The 23,392-nt window shown below is 73.9% G+C and carries 16 protein-coding genes; 8 read left to right on the top strand and 8 right to left on the bottom strand.

Annotation, left to right across the window (positions count from 1 at the left end):
* Nucleotides 1-219: 219 nt before the first annotated feature.
* Nucleotides 220-1,272 (top strand): LacI family DNA-binding transcriptional regulator, encoded by a 1,053-nt coding sequence (locus tag IE265_RS10535; RefSeq protein WP_190035184.1) that lies wholly within the window; start codon nt 220-222, stop codon nt 1,270-1,272.
* An 814-nt stretch (nt 1,273-2,086) separates the two neighbouring features.
* On the opposite strand, the gene IE265_RS10530 is transcribed toward IE265_RS10535, so the two are convergent.
* Nucleotides 2,087-2,926: an aldo/keto reductase gene (locus IE265_RS10530; protein WP_190035183.1), complete on the bottom strand. Its 840-nt coding sequence runs from the start codon at nt 2,924-2,926 to the stop codon at nt 2,087-2,089.
* A 178-nt stretch (nt 2,927-3,104) separates the two neighbouring features.
* Here IE265_RS10530 and IE265_RS10525 point away from each other — a divergent pair, with 178 nt between their 5' ends.
* Nucleotides 3,105-4,043: a bifunctional helix-turn-helix transcriptional regulator/GNAT family N-acetyltransferase gene (locus IE265_RS10525; RefSeq protein ID WP_190035182.1), complete on the top strand. Its 939-nt coding sequence runs from the start codon at nt 3,105-3,107 to the stop codon at nt 4,041-4,043.
* A 31-nt stretch (nt 4,044-4,074) separates the two neighbouring features.
* Complete coding sequence (locus IE265_RS10520) at nt 4,075-4,875, top strand: sugar phosphate isomerase/epimerase family protein (protein WP_190035181.1); 801 nt, start codon at nt 4,075-4,077, stop codon at nt 4,873-4,875.
* A gap of 98 nt (nt 4,876-4,973) precedes the next feature.
* On the opposite strand, the gene IE265_RS10515 is transcribed toward IE265_RS10520, so the two are convergent.
* Complete coding sequence (locus tag IE265_RS10515) at nt 4,974-5,888, bottom strand: EamA family transporter (RefSeq protein ID WP_190035180.1); 915 nt, start codon at nt 5,886-5,888, stop codon at nt 4,974-4,976.
* A gap of 90 nt (nt 5,889-5,978) precedes the next feature.
* On the opposite strand from IE265_RS10515, the gene IE265_RS10510 reads away from it, so the two are divergent.
* From IE265_RS10510 to IE265_RS10500, 3 genes are all read left to right on the top strand, one after another.
* Nucleotides 5,979-6,896: a LysR family transcriptional regulator gene (locus IE265_RS10510; RefSeq protein ID WP_190035179.1), complete on the top strand. Its 918-nt coding sequence runs from the start codon at nt 5,979-5,981 to the stop codon at nt 6,894-6,896.
* A 615-nt stretch (nt 6,897-7,511) separates the two neighbouring features.
* Nucleotides 7,512-9,326: a glycoside hydrolase family 3 protein gene (locus IE265_RS10505; RefSeq protein ID WP_229916121.1), complete on the top strand. Its 1,815-nt coding sequence runs from the start codon at nt 7,512-7,514 to the stop codon at nt 9,324-9,326.
* A 110-nt stretch (nt 9,327-9,436) separates the two neighbouring features.
* Complete coding sequence (locus IE265_RS10500) at nt 9,437-10,084, top strand: hypothetical protein (protein ID WP_190035177.1); 648 nt, start codon at nt 9,437-9,439, stop codon at nt 10,082-10,084.
* Between the two features lie 73 nt (nt 10,085-10,157).
* Here the strand turns inward: IE265_RS10500 and IE265_RS10495 are convergent, their stop codons facing one another.
* From IE265_RS10495 to IE265_RS10480, 4 genes are all read right to left on the bottom strand, one after another.
* Nucleotides 10,158-11,606, bottom strand: coding sequence for a S28 family serine protease (locus IE265_RS10495; protein ID WP_190035176.1), 1,449 nt, complete (start codon nt 11,604-11,606; stop codon nt 10,158-10,160).
* A gap of 110 nt (nt 11,607-11,716) precedes the next feature.
* Nucleotides 11,717-12,109, bottom strand: a complete 393-nt coding sequence (locus tag IE265_RS10490; protein WP_190035175.1) for a hypothetical protein — start codon at nt 12,107-12,109, stop codon at nt 11,717-11,719.
* Between the two features lie 162 nt (nt 12,110-12,271).
* Nucleotides 12,272-15,994 (bottom strand): ABC transporter ATP-binding protein, encoded by a 3,723-nt coding sequence (locus IE265_RS10485; RefSeq protein ID WP_190035174.1) that lies wholly within the window; start codon nt 15,992-15,994, stop codon nt 12,272-12,274.
* Nucleotides 15,995-16,485: 491 nt separating this feature from the next.
* Nucleotides 16,486-17,409 (bottom strand): serine hydrolase, encoded by a 924-nt coding sequence (locus IE265_RS10480; protein ID WP_190035173.1) that lies wholly within the window; start codon nt 17,407-17,409, stop codon nt 16,486-16,488.
* A gap of 713 nt (nt 17,410-18,122) precedes the next feature.
* Here IE265_RS10480 and IE265_RS10475 point away from each other — a divergent pair.
* Together IE265_RS10475 and IE265_RS10470 are read left to right on the top strand one after the other, a co-directional pair.
* The gene (locus IE265_RS10475) at nt 18,123-18,926 is read left to right on the top strand and encodes an endonuclease I family protein (RefSeq protein ID WP_190035172.1); all 804 of its coding nucleotides are present in this window, start codon (nt 18,123-18,125) and stop codon (nt 18,924-18,926) included.
* 159 nt (nt 18,927-19,085) lie between these two features.
* Nucleotides 19,086-20,573, top strand: a complete 1,488-nt coding sequence (locus tag IE265_RS10470; RefSeq protein ID WP_190035171.1) for an FG-GAP-like repeat-containing protein — start codon at nt 19,086-19,088, stop codon at nt 20,571-20,573.
* 132 nt (nt 20,574-20,705) lie between these two features.
* Here the strand turns inward: IE265_RS10470 and IE265_RS10465 are convergent, their stop codons facing one another.
* Entirely contained in the window at nt 20,706-22,391 is a 1,686-nt protein-coding gene (locus IE265_RS10465; RefSeq protein WP_190035170.1) for a thiamine pyrophosphate-binding protein, read from the bottom strand.
* Complete coding sequence (gene speB, locus IE265_RS10460) at nt 22,388-23,368, bottom strand: agmatinase (protein ID WP_190035169.1); 981 nt, start codon at nt 23,366-23,368, stop codon at nt 22,388-22,390. Before speB ends, IE265_RS10465 begins: the two co-directional genes overlap by 4 nt.
* Nucleotides 23,369-23,392 lie beyond the last annotated feature (24 nt).

The raw sequence follows: 23,392 nt of genomic DNA, 5'->3' as shown, positions 1-23,392 counted from the left end.
CGGGGGGAAGCGAGTTGTGCGAGGGGGCGAGCGGGGCGGGCCGTCGGCCGTAAGGTCTGGACGGGCCCGAGGCCGTGCGCGCCGCACGGCCCCCTGACCGTAAGGTCTGCACCAGCCGTGGCCGGAAACGCCACACTGGCGGTGGCCCGAGCCGTGGCAGCGGTCCGGCTCCGAGCACCACTGTGAGAACGACGAGACGCGCGACCGGAGGACGACGAGATGACGGTGACCCTGGCGGACGTGGCGGCCCGCGCGCAGGTCTCGCCCGCGACGGTGTCGCGCGTGCTGAACGGGAACTATCCCGTGGCGGCTTCCACCCGTGAACGCGTGCTGCGGGCCGTGGACGACCTGGACTACGTCCTGAACGGCCCCGCCAGCGCGCTCGCGGCGGCCACCTCCGACCTGGTCGGCATCCTGGTCAACGACATCGCCGACCCGTTCTTCGGGATCATGGCCGGCGCGATCCAGTCCGAGATCGGGGGGCCCGGGGGGCGTGCGGGCGGGGAGCGCCTCGCCGTCGTGTGCAACACCGGCGGCTCCCCGGAGCGCGAACTCACGTACCTCACGCTCCTTCAGCGCCAACGCGCCGCCGCCGTCGTCCTGACGGGCGGGGCCGTGGAGGACACCGCGCACGCGACGGCGGTGGCGACCAAGCTCCGCAAGCTCGTGGCCGCGGGGACGCGTGTCGTGCTGTGCGGCCGGCCGCCCGCCCCCGCGGACACCGACGCCGTGGCGCTCACCTTCGACAACCGGGGCGGCGGGCAGCAGCTCACCGAACACCTGATCGCCCTGGGGCACCGGCGCATGGGCTATATCGCCGGTCCCGAGGAGCGCACCACGACGCGCCACCGGCTGGAGGGGCACCGCGCCGCGCTCGCCGCGCACGGCGTCGCCGACGATCCCGCGTGGACCGTCCACGGCCGCTACGACCGGCGGTCGGGCTACGAGGCGACGCTCGAACTCCTGCGCCGCGAGCCCGGTCTGACGGCGGTCGTGGCCGCCAACGACACGGTCGCCCTCGGCGCGTGCGCCGCCCTGCGCGACTCGGGCCTGCGCATCCCGGACGACGTCTCGGTGGTCGGCTTCGACGACCTGCCGTTCAGCATCGACGCGGTGCCCGCGCTGACGACCGTACGGCTCCCGCTGGCCGAGGCGGGCGCCCGGGCCGGGCGCATCGCGATGGGACGCGAAGAGGCTCCACCCGGAGGGATCGCCACGATCCGGGGCGAGTTGATGGTCCGCGGGTCGACGGGGGCGCCCAAGGAGGCGTGAGCCTCCGGCGGTTCGACGGGAGGAGCACCGGGCCGGGGCTGCCGCCTGCCCGCCTGCCCGCCTGCCCGGGCGCGGCTTCCGGCTTCCGGCTTCCGGTCGAGCGGCGGGTGTCGTCGTCCCGGCGGGGTGAACACCTGGCGCCCGTACGGGACTTGCGGAGTGCGCGGTCGACGCCGGACGGCAGGGTGCGGAGCCTCCGGCGTCGGGTCCGTGGAGCGCAACGGGCATCGGGCAGGGGGGCCCGCGGGTGCCGTGCCCCGAGTTGACGGCCGGGCGCGGGACGCGGAACCTCCGGCGCCGGTGGGCCGCAAACGCGAGCGGGCATGGGGCGGGCGCGAGCCCGCGGGTGCCGGACCCGCTCCGACCGTCGGGCGCGCGGGGCGCGGAGCCCCCCGGCGTCGGTGGCCCGCGAACGCGGGCGGGCATGGGGCGGGCGCGAGTCCGCGGGTGCCGGACCCGCTCCGACCATCGGGCGCGCGGGGCACCGAGCCTCCGGCCCCGGCGGCCCGCAAACGCGAGCGCACATCGCCCAACCGGCAAGCGGCGCGCGGAAATCGCGGGTTCCCTCCGTACGCGGAGGAGCGCGCAGGCGCCGGTGGGCCGCAGGGCGCGGAGCCTCCGGCGTCGGTGGCCCGCAGGGGCGATCGGGCCTGGCGCAACCGGCAGGCGGAGCCCCGGCGCCCATGGCCCGCAGGGGCGAGCGGGCATCGGCCGACCGGCAGGCGGGAGCCCCAAGGGGCCGTGACCCGCTCCGAGCCTCCGGCGTCGCGTCCGCGTGGGCGAACGGGGCGCGGGGACTCGCGGGGGTGGCGGGTCAGGCGGTGAGGGCGTCGAGGCGGGCGCGTTGGGGGGCGGACAGGTTCAGCCGGGCCGCCGCCACGTTCTCCGCCAGGTGCACGGGGTCGGCCGTGCCCGGGATCGGGACGACGACCGGGGAACGGCCGAGGAGCCAGGCCAGCGAGACCTGCGTGGGCGTCGCGCCGAGTTCGGCCGCCACCTCGGCGACCACCGTGTTCGCGCCCGCGGCCCCGTGCGCGACGGGCCGCCACGGCAGGAACGCGGTGCCCGCGGCCGCGCAGGCCGCGAGGACGGGCTCGTGCTCACGGTCCAGCAGGTTGTAGCGGTTCTGGACGCTCGCGATGTCCACGGTCTCCCGGGCCAGGGAGAGTTCGTCGACGCTCACCTCGGACAGCCCGATCCGGGCGACCTTGCCCTCGTCCCGGAGGTCCCGCAGGGCGCCGAGCTGGTCCGCGAGAGGCGTGGCGGGGTCGACGCGGTGGAGCTGGAGCAGTTCGATCCGCTCGACCCGCAGCCGGCGCAGCGCCTGTTCCACCTGGTCCCGCAGGACTTCGGGGCGGCCGTCGAGACCCCACTCGCCGGTGTCCGCGGAGCGCGCGACGCCGACCTTGGTGGTGATCAACAGCCCGTCCGCGTACGGGTGCAGGGCCTCGGCGAGAAGCTCCTCGTTCGCTCCCCCGCCGTACAGGTGGGCCGTGTCGATCAGGGTGACGCCCAGGTCGACCGCGAGCCGGGCGACGGCGATCGCGGCGGCACGGTCGGCGCCCGGCCCGGTCGGCAGGTGCATGGCCCCGAAGCCCAGCCGCCCCACCTCCAGGTCCCCGCCGATCCGGAAGGTCCCCGCCACCGTCGTCATGTCCGCCTCCAGCCCCCCATCATGCCCAACACGGGCCGCGCCGGCAGTCCGTCCGAGTCTTCGGGGAAGTCGTGACGGCCCCCCTCCCGTCGCGTAATGTCTGACTGAGTCAGCAATCCAGTCGTACCCCGGTCGGCGCGCGACGCGCCCCGGGACCGGAAGGCGGGTGCCGGGAACCGTGACCGTCGAGGAGATCCGCTCCTTCAACCGCTTCTACACGAACCTCATCGGCGCGCTGGACCACGGCCGCCACCTGCACGCGCCGTACACGCTCACCGAGTCGCGGGTGCTGTACGAACTGGCCCACGCCCCGCACACGGACGCCGCCGGCCTCCGCGCCGAACTCTCCCTGGACTCCGGGTACCTGAGCCGCATCCTCACCAGGTTCGAGAAGGACGGGCTGATCGAGCGGATGCCCTCGCCGACGGACACCAGGCGGCGCCGGATCACCCTCACGGACAGCGGCCGCAGGACCGCCGGACTGCTCGACGAGCGCTCGTCGGAGACCATCGGTTCGCTGCTCGCGCCCGTGCCGCCGGACGACAGGCTGCGGCTCGTCGAGGCCATGCGGGAGATCCGCGGCATCCTCTCCGCCGCGCCGAGCCGCACCCCGCGCGCCGAGGACGTGCTGCTGCGCGAACCGGGCCCCGGCGACCTCGGCTGGATCGTGCAGCGCAACGCGGCGCTCTACACCGCCGAGTTCGGCTGGAACACCGACTACGAGGGCCTGGTCGCCCGGATCGTCGCCGACTTCGCCGAGGACCACGACCCGCACCTGGAGCGGGTGTGGATCGCGGAGTCGGACGGCCGCCCGGTCGGCTGCGTGATGTGCGTGCGCGACGAGGCACCGGGCGCCGCGCGGCTTCGCCTGCTGCTCGTCGAGCCCGACGCTCGCGGCCTCGGCATCGGCGACCGACTGGTCGGGGCCTGCGTCGCGTTCGCGCGCGGGGTCGGCTACCGCGAGCTGGTCCTGTGGACGAACGACATCCTCGGCTCCGCCCGCCGCATCTACCTCCGGCACGGATTCGTGCTCCTCGCCGAGAAGCCGCACCGCTCCTTCGGGGCCGATCTCGTCGGCCAGGACTGGCGGCTGGACCTGCACGGCGTGCGGGAGTGACAGGGGGCGCTTCGCGGGTAATGTCCGGTACATGAAGCTGGCCTTCTCCACCCTCGGAGTACCCGGACTCCCGATCACCGACGTGGTGCGGCTCGCCGCCACGCACGGCTACCACGGGGTCGAACTGCGCGTTCATCCCGAGGAGCCCGTACATCCCGGCCTGGACGGCACCGCTCGGGCCGGGGTGACGGCCGCGTTCGAGGCGGCCGGCGTCGAGATCCTCGGGCTCGCGGGCTACACGCGCGTGGCTGCGCCCGGTGAGGACGGACCGGTCCTCGCCGAGATCCGCGGGCTCCTCGAACTGGCCCGGGACCTGGGCGCCCCCCACGTCCGCGTCTTCCCGGGTGCCGACGCCGGCGGCGGCACGCCGGACGCCGACGCCGCGGCGGCGCGCAGGCTGGGCACCGCGGCGGAGTACGCCGCCGACCTCGGCGTTCGCGTCCTCCTGGAGACCCACGACTCGCACCGCACGGGCTCCGACGTGATCCGGGTGCTCGGGCCGGTCGGCCACCGGCAGGTCGGCGCGCTCTGGGACGTCATGCACACCTGGCTCGGCGGCGAGCAGCCCTCCGCCAGCTATGCCGCGCTCGCCCCGTTCCTCGGATACGTGCAGGTCAAGGACATCGCCTCGGCCGAGGACACGGCGCCGCTGCCCCTGGGCGCGGGCGTCCTGCCGCTGACCGAGTGCGTGGAACTCCTGTCGCGCGAGGGCTGGGACGGCTGGCTCTGCTGGGAGTACGAGAAGCGCTGGTACCCGTCGGCCGCGCCGCTCGAAGGGCTGCTGGACGCGGGCCGGGAGCACCTGGCGCGACTGCTCAACGAATCGGCGTAGGGCGCCGCCGGGACGCTCCCCGCGGTCGCGATCGCCGGCCCTCGCGCCGGGCCCGCGGCGCCGGGGCCCCTCGGCGCGGGGGCACGCGTCCGCCGGGCCTACGTCCGGGACTCCAGGGGCGTCACGCGTGACTTCGCCCCGGTGCCGCCGAGCGCGCGGGGCGCCTTCCCGACAGAGGCCACTGCCACCCCTCCCACCAGCAGTGCCGCCGCGACCCACCGCAGGCCGCTCACGGGCTCCCCGAGGAACAGCGCGGCCGAGGACATGCCGAACACCGGGACCAGCAGCGAGAACGGGGCGACCGTGGACGCGGGATGGCGGCGCAGCAGCCATCCCCAGGCACCGAAGCCGAACACCGTCGTGATCCAGGCGACGTGGAGGACCACGCCGGCGCCCTGCCAGTCGAGCGAGCGCAGCGCCCGCAGGTCGCGGGCCGGGCCCTCGGTGAGCAGGGACAGCCCGAGCAGGGGCAGTACGGGGACCGTGCTGACCCACACCATGAAGTTGAGGCTGTCGGGCGGCGCCGCCCTGCGGGTGAGCACGTTGGAGACGCCCCAGCAGGCCGCTGCGGCCACCACCAGGGCGAACGCGGTCGGCGGTCCCGCCGCTCCCCCGTCGACGGCGGCCACCGCGACCCCGCACAGCGCCACGGCCATGCCCGTGAGGCGGATTCCGGAGGGGCGCTCCCCCAGGACCGCGTACGCGAACAGCGCGGTGAAGACCGCCTGGATCTGGAGGACCAGCGAGGAGAGTCCGGCGGGCATCCCCCGGTCCATCCCGATGAAGAGCAGCCCGAACTTGGCGACCCCGAGGACCAGGCCGACGCCCACGATCCACTTCCACGCCACCTTCGGGCGCCCGACGAGCAGGACGGCGGGCAGGGCCGCCGCCAGGAAGCGCAGGGCCGAGAAGAGCAGGGGCGGGAAGTGGCCGAGGCCGATCTCGACGACGGTGAAGTTCACGCCCCAGACGGCGGCGACGAGAACGGCGAGCGTGACGTGTGCGGGGCGCATGCGTCGAGGATCACGCCCCGCGACCGTGAAGCACCAGCGATGATTCCTGCATGGTTGAATGAAGCATCCCTGAAACGACCGGAGCCCTCCGTGCTCGATCTCCAGCGTCTGCGCGCCCTGCACGCCGTCTCCGTCCACGGTTCCGTCGGCGCCGCCGCGGCCGCGCTCGGCTACACCCCGTCCGCCGTGTCCCAGCAGATCGCCAAGCTGGAGCGGGAGACCCGGACCGTGCTGCTGGAGCGGCGCGGGCGGGGCGTGCGTCTCACCGAGCAGGCGGAGCGGCTGGCGGCGACCGCGCGTGAGCTGATGGCCATCGTGGAGCGGGCCGAGACGGAGCTGGAGGAGCGGCGCGGGCTGCCCGCGGGACGGCTGACCGTGGCCGCGTTCGCGAGCGCCGCGCGCGGGCTGATGCCCGGCGTCCTGGCGGACCTGGCGGCGCGGCATCCGGCTCTGGACACCCGGCTGACCGAGGTCGACCCCCATCTGTCGGTCGACCTGGTCGCCAAGGGCGCGGTCGACGTGGCCGTCGTGCACGACTGGGACATCGCGCCGCTGCCGGCACCACCGGGGGTGGCGCAGGTGGTGATCGGCGACGACCTGTGCGACCTGCTCGTCCCGGCGGACCACCCGTTCGCGGGGCGGCGGTCCGTCCGCCGCGAGGAACTCGGCGGCGAGCGCTGGATCTGCCAGCCGCCGGGGCGCGTCTGCCACGACTGGCTGGTGCGGACCCTGCGCGCGGCGGGATGCGAGCCGGACATCGTCCACCAGGCCGACGAGAACCCGACCCTGGTGGCGCTGGTCGCCGCGGGCCTCGGGGTCGCCCTCATCCCCCGGCTCGGCCGCGGCCCGCTGCCCGAGGGGGTCGTCGAGGTGCCGCTCGACCCGATGCCCGTACGCCGGCTGTACGCGCTGTGGCGCACGGGCGCGGCCCGCCGCCCGGCCATCACGGAGACGGTCCGCACGCTGCGGGAGGCCTGGCCCGGGGCCGCGGCGCACCCCCGCGGGTGACGGGCGTACGGCGACGGGAGCGCGGCCGAGCGCCGGGCACGGCACCGGGGCCGAGCGCCGGGAACGGGCCGGGCACGGGCCGGGACCGGGGACACGGCCCGCGACGACACGGGCGGGCGGCCGGGAACGGCCCGAATGCGCGCCGCACGGGGTGTGTTCGGCACCACCCGTCCCACCCGCACCGATTTCCGGGAATCAGCGGAAAACGGGGAACCCGTCCGCGCCACCGCCCGTCCAATCCGCATGCTGCCGGATGAGTCTCCGCAGAGCGGTGTCGGCCTCGCTGCTGGCTGCGATCGCTGACCAACCCTCTCCGCCGCCTGCGGCCGGCAGCACGCCGTCATCGGCGCGCCCCCTCCAACTGCGCCGATGACGGCCCCTCACCTCCGGCCCCGACGACCGGCACCGCCTCGATCCGGCCCGATCCGGCCCGATCGGGCCAAATCCGCCCCGCGCGCCGACACGGCCGGGGCCTGCCGGCGGTCCGCCGCGCGTTGTCGGCTGTCCGCGCTATTGACTGGCAGAAATTTCCCGGATATCCGTGACTCCTTGGAAGTTTCCTTCATACTCGGCCCCTCCACGGGCCCCTTCGGGCCCCCTCCGGAAGGAGCGCACGTGCACACCTCCAGACGTACGCTGCTCGCGGCGACCGCGGGCGCGGCGGCGGCCGTCGCCGTCGGCGGTGCCCCAGCGCGGGCCCAGGACGACGAAGCCGCGAAGCACCACGACCGGCGGCTCCGGACCCTGATCTCCCGCATGACGCTCGAAGAGAAGGTCGGACAGCTCTTCGTGATGCGGGTGTACGGCCACTCGGCCACCGCGCCCGACCAGGCGGACATCGACGCCAACCTCAAGGAGATCGGTGTACGGACCGCCGCCGAGCTGATCGCGAAGTACCGCGTCGGCGGCGTCATCTACTTCGGCTGGGCGCACAACACCCGTGACCCGCACCAGATCGCGGACCTGAGCAACGGCATCCAGCGGGCCGCGCTCGAACAGCCCCGCGGGCTGCCCGTGCTCATCTCCACCGACCAGGAGCACGGCGCCGTCGCCCGGGTGGGCACCCCGGCGACCCTGTTCCCCGGAGCGATGGCCCTGGGCGCGGGAGGGTCGCGCGCGGACGCCCGGACCGCCGGCCGGATCGGCGGCGCCGAACTGCGCGCGATGGGCATCCGGCAGGACTACGCCCCGGTCGCCGACGTGAACGTGAACCCGGCCAACCCGGTCATCGGCGTACGCTCCTTCGGCTCCGACCCGAAGGCCGTGGCCCGCATGGTCGCCGCCCAGGTGACGGGATACCAGAGCGCGGGAGTCGCGGCCACGTCGAAGCACTTCCCCGGCCACGGCGACACCGAGACGGACAGCCACTACGGCTTCCCCGTCATCGAGCACACCGAGGCGCAGTGGGACGAGCTGGACGCGCCGCCGTTCCGTGCGGCCGTCGCGGCCGGCATCGACTCGATCATGACCGCGCACATCATGGTCCCGGCCCTGGACCCGTCCGGCGACCCGGCCACCCTCTCGCCCGCCATCCTCACCGGCATCCTGCGCGGACGCCTCGGCTACGACGGGGTAGTGGTGACGGACTCCCTCGGCATGGAGGGCGTGCGCACGAAGTACGGGGACGACCGGGTGCCCGTACTCGCCCTGAAGGCGGGCGTCGACCAGCTCCTCAACCCGCCGAAGCTGGACGTGGCGTGGAACGCGGTCCTCCAGGCGGTCCGCGGCGGCGAGCTGACGGAGGCACGGCTCGACGAGTCGATCCTGCGCGTCCTGCGGCTGAAGGCGAAGCTCGGGCTGTTCGACGACCCGTACGTCACCCGGCGCGGTGTGGACCGTACGGTCGGGACGCCCGCGCATCTCAGGGCGGCCGACCGGATCGCCGAGCGGACCACGACCCTGCTGGTCAACTCCGCGGGCCTGCTGCCGCTCTCGCACCGCACGCACCCGAAGGTGCTCGTCGTCGGCGCCGACCCCGCCTCGCCGTCCGGCACCACCGGACCGCCGACGACCGTGCTCGCCACCGCGCTCACCGGGCTGGGCTTCACGGCGACGGCGCTGTCCACGGGCACGGCGCCCTCCGCCGCGACCGTCGCCAAGGCCGTCGCCGCGGCCCAGGAGGCGGACGCGGTCCTGGTCGCGACGTACAACGTGACGGCGTCCTCCACCCAGCGGACCCTGGTGGCCCAACTGCTCGCGACCGGACGCCCGGTGGTGGCGCTGGCCGTCCGCAACCCGTACGACGTGGCCCAGCTCCCCGACGTGCGGGCCGCCCTGGCGTCGTACTCCTGGACGGACGTCGAACTGCGTGCCGCCGCGCGGGTGATCGCCGGCGCGGCCGACCCGGTGGGCAGGCTGCCGGTCCCCGTGCAGCGGGCGGACGACCCGGCGCAGGTGCTGTACCCCGTCGGGCACGGCCTGGCGTACTAGCGCTACGCCGCGCACCCGGCGCGGCGTCCCCGAACGGCGCAAAGCGCCCCACACGCCTGGCGTGTGCCCGCCGCGGCGGGTCACGCTGGGCGGGGGATCGGGGGAAGGCCATGCGCGAGGCACGAGGTGCGGCAGCACGTCGCCGGCGGGTCGCGGGCGCGCTGCTGGTGCTGTCGCTGGTGGCGGCGGCCACCGGGTGCCAGCAGTCCGCCGGGACCGGGAACACCGGGACCGGGCGGACCGCGGCGCCCGCTCCGACACGGTCTCCGGGGTACGGAACGGTGTTCCTCGGAGTCGACGAGTGCAGTTCGTTCGGGCGCGAGTCGTTCACCGAGGTGCCGTGCACCAGCGAGAAGGCGGCGGCGCGGGTGCTCGCTCGGCACGAGGGAAGGGTCGGCGGCGGGCAGTCGTGCCCCGCGGCCAGCGACTTCGTGCTGCACATCAGCGAGCAGAAGCCCGCCGCCGACGAGGACGGCGACGGCGCGGTCCCGCAGGGCTACGCCTGCATGCGCAATCTGGAGGACCCGCATCCGGGCGACCCGGGCGGCGGCGGAGGCCCGCGCACCGTCGTGGGCGACTGCGTCTACTCCGCCGGCCGGGGCGAGGTCCGCGAGACCTCGTGCGCGGGCGGGGGCGCCACGGCACCGGAGTTCAAGGTGACCCGGGCGGTGGCCCGGCGGGCCGACTGCCCCGCGTCGACGGCGCTGTACGTGCAACTGGGCGGGGCGAAGCCGGTGGGCTGCGCCCGTCCGGTGTAGCCGAAGGGCCCCACCGGACGGGCGGGACGGCCGCCGCCGCGAATCTCTCGCGGGGACGGCCGCCGCGGCACGGCTACGGACGGAGTCCGCGCTCCACCGTGCGCCTGTCCAGCTTGGAGTCGAACTTGGCCAGCGGCTTCGCCTTCTCCGGGTCCGCCAGGACCGCGGCCGGGGCGACGCCCGCCCACTCCAGGATGCGGGCCGTGGCGATGGCCTTCTGCTCGGGCACGAGGCCCGCGACGTTGGCACCGTGGTTCAGGCCGGGGGCGGTGAAGACGTACGCGTCGCGCGCGCCCTTGCCGAGGCGGAACGGCTCGGCGCCCCACGGGTCGTTCTGGCCGTACACGAACAGCATGTGGTTCGCGTTGTGCTTGACCCAGGAGTCGACGTCACGCATCGCGCCCTGCCGGAACTTCATGGAGATGTCGCGCGGCACGAAGTTGCGCGGCGGCTGGTAGCCGTAGCGGATCAGCTTCTTCTCGACGTGCGGGAAGTTGATCGTCGGGGCACCGAGCTGGGTGCCCGCCTGGTAGTAGTACGGCGTGTAGGGCGACAGGCCCTGGTCCGTGTAGAACGAGAAGCCGGAGATCGTGTCGATCGAGGTCCAGATCTCGTCGTCCGTGGCCTTCTTGGCGTCCGCGGGGATCGTGTCGCAGTCGGCGAGCAGGCTGTACTGCCAGAAGCCCCACACGTAGTCGAGGACGACCGCCTCGTAGGCGCGGTCCAGGCTGCCGATGGTGGTGAAGGTGTAGCCCTCCGCGGCGGCCAGTTCCTCGTACTTCTTCTTCAGCGCCTCGCGGCGCACGAGCGCCTCGCGCTGGACGCCGTTCAGCCGGTCGCGGCACTCCTTGGTGCCGACCTTGGCGAAGAACCGGTCGTACGCCGAGTCCTCCTTGTTCACCACGTCGTTGGGCGCGACGTACGCGACGACGCCGTCCATGTCGCGCGGGTAGAAGCGCTCGAAGTAGGTGGCGGTCATGCCGCCCTTCGAACCGCCCGTGGAGACCCACTTCTTGTCGTAGATCTTCTTGAGGGCCTTGAAGATGCGGTGCTGGTCGCTCGCCGCCTGCCAGATGTCGAGCTTCGACCAGTCGGCCGGCGCCGGGCGGGACGGGGTGAAGTAGCGGTACTCCATCGAGACCTGGTTGCCGTCCACGATCTGGGTCGGCTCGCGGCGGCTCGGGTTCGTCGAGACGTTGTAGCCGCCGGTGTAGAAGACGGTCGGGCGGGACGTGTCCTTGTGCAGCACGGTGATGCGCTGCTGGAAGGTCCCCTTGGACGGGTGCCGGTGGTCGACCGGCTGGGTGTAGTTGAGGACGAAGAAGCGGTAGCCCGTGTAGGGCTTCTCCTCTATCAGGCTCATGCCCGGTATCGCGAGGAGCCGGTCCTTGATGTCCGCGGCGGTGTCGGTGACGACACCGGGGCCGGTGGTCCGCGGCTGGGCGGCGGTGGCCGCCCCGGCCGTGCCCACGGTGCCTATGAGCACCACGAGCGACAACAGCCATCTGAGCGTCTTGCGCATGCGTTCTCCCCTGAATACGCAGATGTCCGCCGGAACCTAGCGGAGCAACTGGCGTGGCACCAGGGGATGTTGCGCCCAATTGGGGCGGGACGGCATGAAGTGAGCCCGGTTCAGCAGAGAATCCAGCCCGAACTGATCGAGCCGGAGCCGACCGCGCCCCTGAGCCAGACGCAGCGGTGTCCGGCGTGCACGGTCACCGGGCCCGCGTGCCGCGTGAACCGGCCCTCGTCGACCACCGGCCTGCTCCCGCGGGCCTGCACGCTCACCTTCATGTGGACTCGGGGGCCCGCGCGTTCGGGACGGGTGACCGCGCAGACGTAGTCGCGGCTCCGGTGGACGACGACGTACCCGGTGGCGAAGGAGAGCGTCCGCACCTTCCGCCCGGAGCACAGGGCCGCCGCCTGCGCGTCACCGGTCGCGGGACCCGCGAGCACCAGCAGCCCCGCCACGCTCAGCAGGGCCGTGCCGAGCGCCAGGCGTCGGCGTATCGCGCCCATGTCCACTGGTGTCCCTCCGCAGCCCGCAGCAATCGGCGTACGGAAGTACGGACGCCTGGCGTACGCCCGATGGTTGCGCCGTCCGCGGGACGCGGCCTTTCGTCGTGTTCGGGCCGGTACCGTGCTCTTCGCCGCATCCGCCGGGACCGCCGGGCCGCGCCTGTCACGTCAGGTGCCGACCTTCGCGACGGGGTCCGGCCCGCCCACGAACGTGCGCCACAACTCGGCGTACCGGCCTCCGAGTTCGAGGAGCTCGTCGTGCGTGCCGTCCTCCGCGACCCGGCCGTCGGCCATCAGCACGACGCGGTCCGCCCGGGCTGCCGTGGTCAGCCGGTGGGCGACGACCAGCGTGGTGCGGCGGCCCGCGATGCGGTCGGTCGCCTGGTTGACCTGGGCCTCGGTGGCCAGGTCGAGGGCGGCCGTGGCCTCGTCGAGGAGCAGGATGTCCGGGTCGACCAGCTCCGCCCTGGCCAGCGCGATCAACTGGCGCTGCCCCGCGGAGAGGTTGCGGCCGCGCTCGGCGACCTCGTGCAGATAGCCGCCGTCCAGCGTGGCGATCATCTCGTGCGCGCCGACCGCCCTCGCCGCCGCCTCCACCTGGGCGTCGGTGGCGTCCGGACGGCCGTACGCGATGGCGTCGCGGACCGTGCCCTGGAAGAGGTACGCCTCCTGCGGCACCACGCCGAGCCGGTGGCGGTACGACGTGAGGTCCAGGGACCGCAGGTCCGTGCCGTCCACCGTGAGCCGGCCGCCCGTGGGGTCGTAGAAGCGGGCCACGAGCTTGACGAGGGTCGACTTGCCCGCGCCCGTCTCGCCGACGAACGCCACGGTCTGGCCCGCCGGGATCGTCAGGGAGACCGCGCTGAGCGCCTCCTCCGCCTCGTCGGCGGACCCGTACGCGAAGTCCACGTCCTCGAAGGCGATGTCGCCGCGCAGGGACAGCACCTCCAGCGGTTCGTCGGCCGACCTCGTCGACGTCGGCTCCCGGAGCAGTTCCTGGATCCGGCCGAGCGAGACGGTGGCCTGCTGGTAGCCGTCGAAGACCTGCGAGAGCTGCTGCACGGGGGCGAAGAACAGGTCGATGTAGATGAGGTAGGCCACCAGCGCGCCGGTGGTGAGGGTGCCCGCGTCGACGCGGACGGCGCCCATGACGAGCACGGCGGCGGCCGCCACGGACGACAGGAGCTGTACGAACGGGAAGTAGACCGAGATCAGCCACTGTCCCCGTATGCGTGCCTGGCGGTAGCTGTCGCTGCCCTCCGCGAAGCGCCTGCCGCCGTCCTCCTCGCGCCCGAACGCCTGCAGGATCCGCAGCCCGGACACCGACTCCTGGAGGTCCGCGTTGACGGCGGACACCCGCTCACGGGCCAGTTCGTACGCCTTCACGCTGGCCCGGCGGAAGAAGAACGTCCCGACGATCAGCGGCGGCAGCGTCAGGAGGACGACCATCGCGAGCTGCATGTCGATCACGAGCAGCGCGACCAGGATGCCGAAGAAGGTGACGACGGAGACGAACGCGGTGACCAGGCCGGTCTGGAGGAAGGTGGACAGCGCGTCCACGTCCGTCGTCATCCGGGTCATGATCCGGCCGGTCAGCTCGCGCTCGTAGTAGTCGAGCCCCAGGCGCTGGAGCTGCGCGAAGATCTTCAGGCGCAGCGAGTACAGGACCCGCTCGCCGGTGCGTCCCGTCATCCGGGTCTCGCCGATCTGCGCCGCCCACTGGACGAGCACCGCGACCAGCGCGATCGCCGAGGCCACCCAGACTCCGCTGATCGCGAGCCGCGAGACGCCCTCGTCGATGCCGTGCCGGATCAGGATCGGCAGCACCAGGCCCATGCCCGCGTCCACGGCGACGAGACCGAGGCTGACCAGCAGGGGCAGCCCGAAGCCGTGCAGCAGACGGCGCAGTCCGTACGACGCCTCGGGGGTGACCGCGCGCGCCTCGTCGATGCCGGGGGTGTCGGTGGCGGGCGGCAGGGCGTCGACCAGGGCGAGGAGTTCGGGGCTCGCGGGCGTACCGGTCAGCGCCGTGTCCTTGGGCTCGCGGTCGCCCGTCCACAGGTGCGGGGTGACTCCGCGCTCGGCGTCGAACTCGGCGTCCAGCTCTTCCCTGACGGACGTGTCCTCCCGCGGGCCGGACGGCCGGGTGTGTCCGGGGGAGACACCGCCCAGCTCGTCCGGGTCGGTGAGCAGCCGCCGGTACAGCGGGGAGCGTTCGGTCAGCTCCTCGTGCGTGCCGATGTCCGCGAGGCGTCCGCCGTCGAGGACGGCGATGCGGTCGGCGAGGTTCAGGGTGGAGCGGCGGTGGGCGATGAGGAGGGTCGTGCGGCCCGCCATGACACCGCGCAGGGCCTCGTGGATCTCGTGCTCGACCCGGGCGTCGACGGCGGAGGTGGCGTCGTCGAGGACGAGCAGCCGAGGGTCGGTGAGGATCGCCCGGGCCAGGGCGACACGCTGGCGCTGGCCCCCGGAGAGGGTCAGGCCGTGCTCGCCGACCGTGGTGTCGTAGCCGTCCGGCAGGGCGTCGATGAAGCGGTCCGCCTGGGCGGCCGCGGCGGCCGCCCGGATCTCCTCGTCGGTGGCCTCGGGGCGGCCGTAGGCGATGTTCGCCCGCACGGTGTCCGAGAAGAGGAAGGAGTCCTCCGGGACCAGCCCGATCGCAGAGCGCAGCGACGCGAGGGTCAGTTCCCGCACGTCGTGGCCGCCGATGAGGACCGCGCCGCGGGAGACGTCGTAGAAGCGGGGCAGCAGCAGGGAGACCGTCGACTTGCCCGAGCCCGAGGAGCCGACGACGGCGAGGGTCTCGCCGGGCCGGATCTCGAAGGAGAGTCCCGACAGGACCGGGCGGTCGTCGTCGTAGCCGAACGACACGTCGTCGAACTCGACCGTCGCCGGGGCGTCGGCGGGCAGCGGCTTGGTGCCGTCCTTGATGGACGGCTCGGTGTCGATCAGCTCCAGGACGCGCTCGGCGCCCGCACGGGCCTGCTGCCCGACCGTGAGGACCATGGCGAGCATCCGGACCGGGCCGACGAGCTGGGCGAGGTAGGCCGAGAAGGCGACGAACGTGCCGAGGGTGACCTGGCCCCGGACGGCGAGCCAGCCGCCGAGGGCCAGCATCGCGACCTGGCCGATCGCCGGGACGGCCTGGAGGGCCGGGGTGTACTTGGAGTTCAGCCGGATCGTGCGCAGCCGGCCCGCGAACAGCCTGCGGCCGATCTCGCGCAGCTTCCCGGTCTCCTGGTCCTCCTGGCCGAACCCCTTGACCACCCGCACGCCGCTGACCGAGCCGTCGACGACGCCGGCCACCGCGGCGGCCTGCGCCTGGGCGTACCAGGTGGCCGGGTGGAGCTTGGCGCGGCTGCGCCTGGCGATGACCCACAGCGCGGGGGCGACGGCCAGCGCGACCAGGGTGAGCGGCAGCGACAGCCACGCCATGATCACCAGGGAGATCAGGAAGAGGAGGATGTTGCCGATCGTCATCGGCAGCATGAAGAGCAGGCCCTGGATGAGCTGGAGGTCGCTCGTCGCGCGGCCCACGACCTGGCCGGTCGACAGTTCGTCCTGCCGCCGCCCGTCGAGGCGCGTGATCGTGTCGTACATGTCCGTACGCAGGTCGTGCTGGACGTCCAGGGCGAGACGCCCGCCGTAGTAGCGGCGGACGTAGGTGAGGACGTACACGAGGACCGCGGCGCCGAGGAGCGCCCCGGCCCAGGGGCCCATGTCCCGCGTGTGGTCGCCGACGACGTCGTCGATGATCACCTTGGTCACCAGGGGGACCAGGGCCAGTACGGCCATGCCCGCGAGGGAGGCGCCCAGCGCGAGCACGACGTCCTTCGGATACCGCCAGGCGTACCCGGCCAGCCGCCGTGCCCATCCCCGCTGCGTTGTCACGCCTGATGCTCCGTCCGTCGTCCCGGACGCTCCGGTCGTCCTGATCGTCCGGAAAGCAGTAACGCGGGCGGCGGGAGATTTCATCCCGCCGCAATGTTCCGGGGCGGGCGGGCGCCCGCCGACGGTCCCCGGGACGCGGGCGTGCGGTCCGGCAGCCGCTCCCGGGCCCGCCGCCCGCGGCACGGGACCCGGAGCCCCGCGCCAGGGACCGGTACGGGCGGTACCGGCAGTACCGGGCGGCTGCGCGGGGGCGGGGTGGGAGGGGGCGCGGCAGCGGAGGGCGATCCGGCTCGTCGGCCGCGGGACCCGGCTAGTCGGTGGGGGCCGGCCGTCCGCCTCGGGGCGCGCCGCCGGGGGTCGCGTGGCGTCCGGGGCAAGGGGGCCGCCGCGGGGACGGGACGGGCGGGGCACTCCCCCGGCGCCGCCGTCGCGGGCGGGGCCGGGGGCCGGGGGTCAGGGGCGGGGGCGCCCCGGGGAGCACCGGGCGCCGGTCAGGGGGCCGGTACCGCCGGGAACGCCTCCTTCGGGGTGCTCGTGGGCGTGTAGCGCTGTGCGCTCGTCGCCGCCGGCACCATGTCCTTGTGGATGGCCCGGGCCACCGCCTGGATCGTGGCGACGCCGTAGTCCATGGTGCTGTTGCCGTGCGTCAGGACCGAGATCGTGTAGTCGCGGCCCGCCCCGTCGAAGGTGCCGACGCTGTGCACGCGCCACCCGTGGGTCGACCTGGACAGCCAGCCGTTCTTGACGTGGACGGCGACGGAGGACGGGGCCCCGGCCGGGGTGCCCCAGCGCTGGGAGGAGACGACCTTGCCCATCAGCTTGAGGGTGTAGGCGCGCGCGTTGTCGCTCAGCACCGTGTTCTTCGCGGTGAGCAGCGCCAGGAGCTTCTGCTCGTCCTTCACCGTGATCTGGGTGAGCCCCCAGTAGCCGTTCGCGCCGGGCTTGGTCGCGGTCATGCCCGCCGCCGCCAGGAACCCTTTGACCTTGGTCGTGCCGAGCTGCTTCCAGAGCGTGCTGGTCGCCGCGTTGTCCGACTTGGTGATCATGGCGGTGGCCAGGTCGGCCTCGCGCTGGGTGAGGTAGCGGTTGTGCTTCTTCGCGTCCCACAGGAGCGTCGCGAGCACGGTCACCTTGACGATGCTGGCCGAGTCGTAGGCCGACGTGGACCTGAGGGTGCAGGTCGTCTTCGTGGTGCGGTCGTACAGGCCCACCGCGATCGTGCCCTTGCGGTTCGCCAGCGCCGCGGTGATGTCCTTCTGGAGCTTGGCGGCGAGCGCCGACTGGCTCGACGTGCACACCACCTGCGGTGCCGCGGCGGCGGCCGCGGGCGTCGCCGACACGGCGAGCGGCACGAGGACCCCGGCGCCGAGGCCCGTGGCGAGCAGGCGGGCACGCCTGGATATCCGGTGAGTCATGGAGGCTTCCCATCCCCTGAGGTGCGATCCGGAGCGCGCCCCCTGCGCGCCCGCGTGTTCATGACTCGCCCACGACGGGAAAAGGTTGTACGGACCAGGCGTATTTTCGTACGCGCCCGCCCCCACCCGCCCCGGCACGACCGGGCACGGTCATGCGCGGGCGTGCGGGCGGGCGCGCGGACGGTTGGGCGGCGGGCGCATCGCCGGGTCGGGCAGCCCCGCGGGCAGCGCGACCGGGCCGGGCAGCCGCGGGGCATCGCGACCGGGCCCCGCAGTCCCCCGGGCATCGCGACCGGGCCGCGCAGTCCCCCGGGCATCGCGACCGGGCCGGGCAAGGGTCCGGTCGGTACGGGCCGCGCCCCGACCCCGACCCCGACCCCGACTCCGGCCCGGCCCGGCTCCACGCGGGGACTCGGCCGCCGCATGGCGTCCCCCGGCGTACGCGGCCCGTACCGCCGGCCGGCGGAGGCGTCAACCAGGGTTCCCCCTGGGCCAGTTGGGGAAAACCCTCGCTCTTCACGGCCGGCGGAGCGGAAACGGCCCGGGGTTGCCCCGTATGCGGGAACGTCACACGAACGACTCCTCCCCGTTACGCGACCGACCCCTCGCGCGTGCCACGCTCCCGGTTGACCGATGGGTCAACACGCGTAGAACCAGGGCCTGTTGAGCGGGCCCATGGCCAGCGCGTGCCGTTCCCGGGAAAGGGCACCCCCATGTCCGTTCTGCAGACAGGCAGATGGAGGACGCTGGCGGTCGGAGTCTCCGCCGTCCTCGTCGGCCTCACTCTCCCGACGGTCGCCGCGACCCCCGCCGCGGCCACCACCACCGCGTACGACGACACGTACTACGCGGGCGCGATCGGCAAGACCGGCACGGCCCTGAAGAGCTCACTGCACACGATCATCAGCGACCAGACCGCGATCTCGTACTCCGCGGTCTGGAACGCCCTGAAGGTCACCGACCAGGACCCGAACAACAGCAACAACGTCGTCCTGCTCTACAGCGGCATCTCCCGCAGCAAGACCCTCAACGGCGGCGCCACCGGCAACTGGAACCGCGAGCACGTGTGGGCGCAGTCGCACGGCGACTTCGGCACCTCGGCCGGTCCCGGCACGGACCTGCACCACCTGCGCCCCGAGGACGTCCAGGTCAACAGCGTCCGGGGCAACAAGGACTTCGACGCGGGCGGCAGCTCGTTCACCAACAGCGGCGGCAGCCTCACCGACTCGAACTCCTTCCAGCCCCGCAGCGCCGTCAAGGGCGACGTGGCCCGCATGATCCTCTACATGGCCGTCCGCTACGAGGGCGGCGACGGCCGGCCCGATCTGGAGCCCAACGACGCGGTCACCAACGGCAGCGTCCCGTACCACGGGCGGCTCTCCGTGCTGAAGCAGTGGAACGAGCAGGACCCGCCCAGTGCCTTCGAGGTGCGCCGCAACGACCTGATCCACTCCACCTACCAGGGCAACCGGAACCCGTTCATCGACCACCCCGAGTGGGTCGAGGCGATCTGGTAGCGGTCCCCGGGTGCGCCGGGCCCCCGGGTCACCGGGAGTCCGGCCGCACGGTTACGAAGCCATGACATCGGGGCGTACAACCGGAGCGCCCCGGCCCGGGTCGAACCGTACGGGCGCGGCGCAACCGCGGTCCCGACGACCGACTCGAAAGGCTCTCGTATGTCCCGAGCACGACGCAGAACCCGCGCCCGGCTCACGGCGCCCCTGGCCGCCGCCGCGCTGCTGGCCGGAGGGGCCGGCGCCCTGGTGTTCACCGGGGCCACGGCCCAGGCCGCCACCGGGTCGGCGGACGCCGGGGACGACTTCAACGGGGACGGTTACGCCGACCTCGTCGTCGGCGCCCCGGACGCCACCGTGTCGAGCAAGGCCCGCGCAGGCTACGTGGCCGTCATGTACGGCTCGTCGAACGGTCTCTCCACGGCGAAGAAGAAGATCGTCAGCCGCTCCACCACCGGGGTCCCCGGTGCCGCCACCGCCAACCAGCGCTTCGGGGCCACCTTCACCAAGGGCGACCTCGACCGCGACGGCTTCAGCGACCTCGTGGTCGGCGGCGGCACGGCCGGCTCGGTCGTCCTGTGGGGCTCCGCCTCCGGGCTCACCGGCGGCACGGCCCTCGCCGGGTACGGCGCCTCACCGCAGGCCGGCGACTTCGACGGCGACGGGAAGACGGACCTCGCCCTGTTCTCCGCGCAGAACGTCGGCGGTGACGACCCCTCGGGCGCCCCGGCCGCCCTCTGGAAGGGTCCGGTGTCACGCGCGGGCAAGCCCGCCGCCGTCCTGAACCTCCTCGACAAGTCCCTGTGGTGGGGCTACGAGGCGGAGGACGAGACCTGCGCCACCAACGGCGGCTGTCAGGACGGCCCGTCCTCGATCACCGGCCCGGTGGTGTCCGGCGAGGTCGGCGACGTCAACGGCGACGGCAGGGACGACATCGTCCAGTGGATCTACTCGGGCGACGGCGTCTGGGGCAACCGCCTGCTGTACGGCGGCGCCGACGGCTTCACCCGCGGCTGGGTGCCCGGGGACGACACCAGCCGCAACAGCACGGGCACGGGCATCGGTGACGTCAACGGCGACGGCTTCGACGACGTGGTCGTCGGCGGCGACGGCTGGAACAGCAAGGTGCGGGTCGCCTTCGGCTCGGCCTCCGGACTGTCCGAGTCGAAGGTGCAGGCCTTCGACCAGGACCTGCCCGGCTTCCCCGGCGTCGAGGAGGAGGGCGACGGCCTCGGCACCGCGGTCTCGGTCGGCGACGTCACGGGAGACGGCTTCGCCGACATCGCGCTCGGCCTCCCGGGCGAGGACATCGGCAGCCTCACCGACGCCGGCTCGATCGCCCTGCTGCACGGCAGCGCCTCCGGGGTCACCGGCACCGGAGCGCAGACCTTCCACCAGGACACGGCCGGCATCTCCGGGGTCGCCGAGAACGGCGACAGGTTCGGCGTGAGCACCGCGCTCCTGGACGTCGACGGCAACGGCCACCCGGACCTCGCCGCCGGCTCGACGGCCGAGAACAGCGACAACGGGGCCGTCTGGGTGCTGCGCGGCACCGCGACCGGCCTGACCGCCAAGTCGTCCCTCGCCTTCGGCGGCGGAACCCTGGGCGCGCCCGCCACGGACGCCCGGTTCGGCACCGACGTGCGCTGAACGGTCCGGCGGGAGGCGGGGCGGCCCCGGACGGGGCGGCCCCGCCTCCGTCGTCCGCGGCCCGGGTCCGTCGTGGGCGGGCCCGGGTCCGTCGTGGGCGGGCCCGGGTCCGTCGTCCGCGGCCCGGGTCCGTCAGCCCAGGTGCGTGGGCGCGAACATGCGCAGCAGCGCGGGCAGCACGACGACCGAGGGGCCGGGCTCGGCCAGGCACTTGGCGAGGTCGGCGGCGAGGTTCTCCGGTGTGGTCCGTACGCCCGGTACACCGAAGGACTCGGCGAGGGCCACGTAGTCCGGGCGGGTCAGTTCCGTGGCCGTGGGCTCGCCGAAGGCGTCCGTCATGTACTCGCGCAGGATGCCGTAGCCGCCGTCGTCGACGATCAGCCAGGTGACGTCGAGTCCGTGCTGCCTGGCGGTGGCCAGTTCGGCGACGGAGTAGAGCGCGCCGCCGTCGCCCGAGACCGCGAGGACGGGGTGGGTGGGGTCGGCGACCGCGGCACCGAGCGCGGCCGGGAAGGCGTAGCCGAGGCCGCCGGCGCCCTGCGCGGAGTGCATGGTGTTGGGGCGGCGGGCGTCGAAGGCGGACCAGGCCCAGTAGGCGAGGATCGTCATGTCCCAGAAGCTGGGCGACCGGTCCGGCAGGGCCTCGCGGACGGCGGCCAGCACCTGCCGCTCCAGGGTGAGTTCCTGCGCGTCGATGCGCTCGCGGACCTGGTCCAGCACGCCCCGCGCACGGTCGGCGGCGGTCGGGTCCCGGCGCTCGGGCACGGTTTCGAGGAGCGCGGACAGGGCGAGGCGGGCGTCCGCGTGGATGCCGAGCGCGGGATGGTTGGACTCCAGCTTGCCGAGGTCGGCCTCGATCTGGATCACCCGGCCGCGGGGCTTGAACGTGTAGTAGTTCGAGGAGAGTTCGCCGAGTCCCGATCCGACGACGAGCAGGACGTCCGCGTCCTCCAGGAAGTCGGTCGTGTGACGGTCCTCCAGCCAGGACTGGAGCGAGAGCGGGTGGTTCCAGGGGAACGCGCCCTTGCCGCCGAAGGTGGTGACGACGGGGGCGTCCAGCCGCTCGGCGAGCGCGCGCAGCTTCCCCGAGGCGTCGGCGCGGACGACGCCGCCGCCCGCGATGATCGCCGGCCGGGAGGCCCCGGCGAGCAGGTCGGCCGCCACGGCGGTCAGTTCGGGGCGCGGGGGCAGGTCGTGCGGTGCCGCGTCCACGGCCGTGACGACCGGCAGGGTCGTCCCGGCGAGCAGCACGTCCTGCGGGATCTCCACCCACACCGGGCCGTGCGGGGCGGTCAGCGCCGACTCCCAGGCCTCGGCGATCGCCGAGGGGATCTGCGACTGCGTACGGACCGTGTGGACCGACTTGACCACGCCGCGGAACGACGCCGCCTGGTCGGGGAGTTCGTGCAGGTGGCCGCGGCGTCCGCCGCCGAGTCCGGCGGTCGGCACCTGGCTGCTGATCGCGAGGACGGGGGCCGACGCCGCGGCGGCCTCCTGGAGCGCGGCCAGGGAGGTCAGGGCGCCCGGTCCGGTCGACAGGAGCAGCGGGGCGGCCTCGCCGGTGATCCGGCCGTACGCGTCCGCGGCGAAGCCGGCGTTGTTCTCGACCCGCAGGCCGACGTAGGCGAGGTCCGAGCGGCGCAGGGCGTCGAACATGCCCAGCGCGTGCTGGCCGGGCAGTCCGAAGACGGTGGTCGCGCCGAGACCGGTGAGGGTCTCCACGACCAGGTCTCCGCCGTTGCGGCCGGGGGGAGGGTTGAGTGCTGCCTCCGTCTGCGCGGCGGTCGGGCGGAGCACCAGGTCGTGGTCGTGGGTCACTTGGCGTCGGTCTCCTTGCGCGCCTGCGCGATCTGGCGGGACATGATGGTCGTCAGTTCGTACGCCGTGTGGGAGGCGGCGACGGAGGTGATCTCGGCGTGATCGTACGCGGGCGCCACCTCGACGACGTCCGCCGAGACCAGGTGGCAGGAGGCGAGGCCGCGCAGGATCTCCAGGAGCTCCCTGGAGGTCATGCCGCCCGCCTCGGGCGTGCCGGTGCCGGGCGCGTGCGCCGGGTCGAGGCAGTCGATGTCGATGGAGATGTAGAGGGGGCGGTCGCCGATGCGCTGGCGGAGCTGGTCGGCGATCTCGTCGGCGCCGCGCCGGTAGACGTCGGCGGAGGTGACGATGCCGAAGCCGAGCTTCTCGTCGTCGGTGAGGTCCTGGCGGCCGTACAGCGGGCCGCGCGTGCCGACGTGGGAGAGCGCCTCGGTGTCGAGGATGCCCTCCTCGACGGCCCGGCGGAACGGCGTGCCGTGGGTGTACTCCGCGCCGAAGTAGGTGTCCCACGTGTCGAGGTGCGCGTCGAAGTGGAGCAGCGCGACCGGGCCGTGCTTCTTGGCGACCGAGCGGAGCAGCGGCAGCGCGATGGTGTGGTCGCCGCCGAGGGTCATGAGCCGGGCGCCGGTGCCGAGGAGGTCGTCGGCGGCCGCCTCGATGGTCTCCACGGCCTCGTGGATGTCGAACGGGTTCGCCGCGATGTCACCGGCGTCCGCGACCTGCGCGAGGGCGAACGGGGAGGCGTCCTGCGCCGGGTTGTAGGGGCGCAGGAGTCGGCTCGCCTCCCGGATCGCGTTCCCGCCGAAGCGGGCTCCGGGACGGTACGAGACGCCCGCGTCGAACGGTACGCCGACGACGGCGACGTCGGTGGTGCCGACCTCGTCGAGCCGGGGCAGCCTGGCGAAGGTCGCCGGGCCCGCGTAGCGCGGGATGCGGGACGAGTCGACGGGCCCGCGGGGCGTCTCGTGAGTGTTCATGGAGTCATGCCTTCTTTCCTACGC

It is taken from the genome of Streptomyces fructofermentans (assembly GCF_014651055.1).
Taxonomy (GTDB): domain Bacteria; phylum Actinomycetota; class Actinomycetes; order Streptomycetales; family Streptomycetaceae; genus Streptomyces; species Streptomyces fructofermentans.
The sequence above is the reverse complement of the archived record's forward strand: the minus strand, read 5'-3'. Positions and strand labels throughout refer to the sequence as shown.